Source organism: Candidatus Methylomirabilota bacterium (assembly GCA_035764725.1).
Taxonomy (GTDB): Bacteria; Methylomirabilota; Methylomirabilia; order Rokubacteriales; family CSP1-6; genus DASRWT01.
Genome location: DASTYT010000026.1, coordinates 1 through 4,000 on the forward strand (window position 1 = coordinate 1; position 4,000 = coordinate 4,000).

General features: G+C 72.5%; 4 protein-coding genes. 3 read left to right on the forward strand and 1 reads right to left on the reverse strand.

Going from position 1 to position 4,000, the window contains the following annotated elements:
• Positions 1-1,038, reverse strand: a 1,038-nt coding sequence (locus tag VFX14_03785; protein HEU5188790.1) for a septal ring lytic transglycosylase RlpA family protein, incomplete at its 3' end; no start/stop codon positions are given.
• 55 nt (positions 1,039-1,093) lie between these two features.
• On the opposite strand from VFX14_03785, the gene VFX14_03790 reads away from it, so the two are divergent.
• From VFX14_03790 to VFX14_03800, 3 genes are all read left to right on the forward strand, one after another.
• Positions 1,094-2,350, forward strand: a complete 1,257-nt coding sequence (locus tag VFX14_03790) for an MFS transporter (GenBank protein HEU5188791.1) — start codon at positions 1,094-1,096, stop codon at positions 2,348-2,350.
• A gap of 106 nt (positions 2,351-2,456) precedes the next feature.
• Complete coding sequence (locus VFX14_03795) at positions 2,457-2,819, forward strand: plastocyanin/azurin family copper-binding protein (protein HEU5188792.1); 363 nt, start codon at positions 2,457-2,459, stop codon at positions 2,817-2,819.
• 41 nt (positions 2,820-2,860) lie between these two features.
• A partial coding sequence (locus VFX14_03800) for a copper amine oxidase N-terminal domain-containing protein (protein HEU5188793.1) occupies positions 2,861-4,000 on the forward strand: 1,140 nt, incomplete at its 3' end.

The window sequence follows — 4,000 nt, forward strand, 5'->3', positions numbered from 1 at the left end:
GGCCCGCTGAACGCGCACATCGGGCCAGCTCCGGGCCAGCGAGTCACGCAGCGAGATGGCCGAGCCCTCGGATGCGTAGGCGCCGAGCTGCACGCTCCACCCCTCGGCCAGGGCGCCGAGCCCGGGTGGAGTCGGCGGCCCCCTCCCGGGCGGGGCCGGTGGCGCCCGAGCCGGTGGCGACGGCGCCGGGGCCGGCGCGCGCGCCACCGTCTCGACCCGCGGCGCGGGCTCGACCCGAGGCGGGGTCTCAGGCCGGGGGACGGCCTCGGTCCGTGACGTCGTCGTCTCGGCGCCAATCGGCGGAGCGGCTTGGGCCGGCGGCGAGATCGGCGTCTGACCCGGAGCCGACGCTGCCGGGGCCGCGGTCGATGCGGCGGGCGCGGTGGCGACGGGGTTCACCGTTGACGCGGCGGACGAGGGAGCGACTGGGGCCGGGGTAACCGAGGCCGGTGGGGAGGCGGCCGTGGGTGCGGCGACGGATGCGGAGGCTGACGGCGGACTCGCCTGGGCCTGTGGCATCGGCGTCGCGGGCGGCGGTGTCGGCGGGCCCGCGGCGGGTGACAGTCTCGCAGCCGCGTTCGCGTATCCCGGTACGGACAGCACGCGAATCCTCACCGGAATCACGCCGGGACCGACGACACCCAGTAGCTTCCCGGCGGCGTAGGAGAGATCGAGGATGCGCTTGTCCTCGTCCTTGAACGGTCCCCTATCGTTGATCCGGACCTCGACCGAGCTGCCATCCACCAAGCTCTCGACGCGCACCCTCGTCCCGAAGGGCAGCGTGCGATGCGCGGCGGTCATCTGGTTCATGTCGTAGACCTCGCCGCTCGCCGCCTTACGACCGTGATAGGGGTGGCCGTACCACGAGGCGTCGCCGGTCTGCTCATAGCCTGGAGCAATGGGTGCGGTCGACGTGGAGGGCGGCGGCGTGGGCGCGGGCCGCGCGGGCGCGGTGGCGACGCGGGACGTCGCACACGCGGAAAGGAGGAGGAGCGCCCCAATGATCAGGCCGAGCCGGACGCTCTGCCTCAGCGGCATGGCTCAGCATACCCCGAAGTCCCCGCCGGCAATGCATTCGAGGAAGCGTAGTATGGTGGCCGGCGCCGTTCCGATGCCCACCGCCCAGGTCGACACGCGCAGCGTGTATCGCCCCGTACGCGAGCTCTCCCTGCTCGCCCTGTCCCAGGTCATGGCGATGACGCTCTGGTTCTCCGCCACCGCCGTGCTGCCGGCGCTGATCGCCGCCTGGTCGCTGTCGGCGACCGGCGCCGCCTGGCTCACCGCCGCGGTGCAGCTGGGCTTCGTGGTCGGGGCCCTGGGCTCGGCCGTCTTCAATCTCCCCGACGTGCTCCCGCCGCGCCGGATGCTGGCGCTCTCCGCCGTGGCCGGCGCGCTTGTCAATCTGGCCGTGGCCTGGCTCGCCGACGGCATCGGCGCCGCGCTCGTGCTCCGCTTCCTCACGGGGGTGTGCCTGGCGGGGGTGTATCCGCCGGGCATGAAGATCGCGGCGGGCCATTCGAGCGGCCGCGGGCGCGGCCTCGCCATCGGCGTGCTCGTGGGCGCCCTCACCCTCGGCAGCGCCGCACCGCACCTGGTCGCGGGCCTGCTCGACGCGCGCGGGCTCTCGTACCCGCTCGTGCTCACCGTCTCGAGCGCGCTCGCCCTCATGGGCGCGGGGATCGTGGGGGGGCTGATGCACGACGGGCCCTATGCGCCGCCGCCCGCGCCGTTCGACCCGCGCCAGCTGGGCCGCGTGCTGCAGAACCGCGCAGTGCTCCTCGCCAACCTCGGCTACTTCGGCCACATGTGGGAGCTCTACGCGGTCTGGGCCTGGCTGGCGGTGTTCCTCGCCTCCGCGGTAGGGCCGGGGCATCCCCGCACGCCCCGGCTGGCCGCCTTCGTCATCATCGGCGTGGCCGGCGCCGCCGGCGCGGTCCTCGGCGGCTGGCTCGCGGATCGCATCGGCCGCACCACCGTGACGATCGGGGCGATGGCGATCTCGGGCGCCTGCTGCGTGCTCAGCGTATGGGCCTATGCCGCGCCGCTCGGGCTCCTGCTCGCCTTCGGCATCGTCTGGGGCGCCAGCGTGATCGCGGACTCGGCCCAGTTCTCGGCATCGGTCACCGAGCTCTCCCAGCCCGCCTACATGGGCACCGCGATCACGCTCCAGACCAGCCTCGGGTTCGCGCTCACCCTGGTGACGATCTGGAGCCTGCCGCTCCTCGCGCAGCACGTTGGCTGGCGCTATGTCTTTCTCGCGCTCGCCCCGGGCCCCTTCTTCGGCTGCTGGGCCATGGCCGCCCTGCGTCGCCGGCCCGAGGCGACCCGCCTGGCCGGCGGGCGCCGCTAAGTCTCGGTCCCGCCACCCTTCCTGAGCCGCCGGCCCCGCCTGACCCCTCCCCGACATCCGGCGATCCCCGTCCGCCCGTAGCAACGGGTGGAAAGGAGGAAGGACCATGACGGGCTGGAAGACCTGGACAGTCGCGACGCTGGCGGCGTGGGGGCTCGGTGTGCTCGACGCGCCGCTCCCCCCGGGCACCCCGAGCGCCGAGGGCGCCGACGGCGCGGTCGAAATCCGCATCTTCTCCTTCAAGCCGTCGCCGCTCAGCGTGCCGAAGGGAACCACGGTGACCTGGACGAACGGCGACGACATCACGCACACCGTCACATCGGGCGCCCCGGGGAAGAAGGACGCGCGCTTCGAGGGACGCCTCGCCGGCAAGGGCACGACGTTCGCCCACACCTTCAGCGAGCCGGGCACCTATCAGTATCACTGCGAGCGGCATCAGGCCATGACGGGCGAGATCGTCGTCAAGTAACGCACGCAAGCGACCACGCACCACGCACAGGAGGACACATCATGAATCGCAGAACCTGGATTCGCGCTATCGGAGCGGCCCTGCTGGCCGCCGTCGTCGGGGTCACGACACCCGCGCTGGCGGCGCACGGCAGCGCGAGCGCCTCGGATCTCCGCACGGGCTACAACGCCCTCCTCGCCGAGCACGTGTTCCTCGCCGCCGCCGCGACCAATGCGGCGCTCGGCGGACGGCAGGCGGAGTTCGAGGCGGCCGCCGCCGCGCTGGACGGCAACTCGCAGGACATCGCCACCTCGATCGGGTCCGTGTACGGCCCCGACGCCGAGAAGGCGTTCCTCCCGCTGTGGCGGAAGCACATCGGGATGGCGGTCGACTACACGGTGGGCCTCGCCACCAAGGACAAGGCCCGGCAGGACAAGGCGGTGGCCGACCTCATCGGCTACACGCAGGACTTAGGCGCCTTCCTCGCGTCGGCGAACCCGAACCTGCCCAAGGACGTGGTGGCCGAGCTCGTGAAGCATCACGTGGTCACGCTCAAGAGCGTGATCGATCCTCAGGCGGCGGGCGATCAGGCGGCCGCCTTTGCGGCGCTGCGGGTGGCCGCGGGCCACATGTCGATGATCGGCGATCCCCTCGCCGGCGCCATCGCCAAGCAATTCCCCGCGAAGTATCCGGGCGACGCGGCGGCGCCGGCCGCGGGGCTGCGCACGACCCTGAATCTCGCCCTGCGGGAGCACGTCTACCTCGCCGCCGCCGCCACCAACGCCGCGCTGAGCGGGCGCAAGGCCGAGTTCGAGGCGGCCACCGCCGCGCTGGACGGCAACTCCGTGGACGTGGCCCGTGCCATCGGCTCGGTCTACGGCCCCGACGCGGAGAAGGCATTCCTGCCGCTGTGGCGGAAGCATATCGGGATGGTCGTCGACTACACGGTGGGTGTCGCCACCAAGGACAAGGCCAAGCAGGACAAGGCGGTGGCCGATCTCGTGGCCTACACGGACGACTTCGGCGCCTTCCTCGCCGCCGCGAACCCGAACCTGCCCAAGGCCGCGGTGGCCGATCTCGTGAAGCACCACGTGGTGACGTTGAAGGACGTCATCGACGCGCAGGCCCAGAAGGATTCGGGACGCGCCTACACCGCAGTGCGCACGGCGGCCGCGCACATGCAGATGATCGCCGACCCGCTG

What these genes read in the sequence shown, in the direction of transcription:
- VFX14_03795 (HEU5188792.1), top strand. Translation starts at nt 2,457, where the DNA reads ATGACGGGCTGGAAGACCTGGACAGTCGCGACGCTGGCGGCGTGGGGG.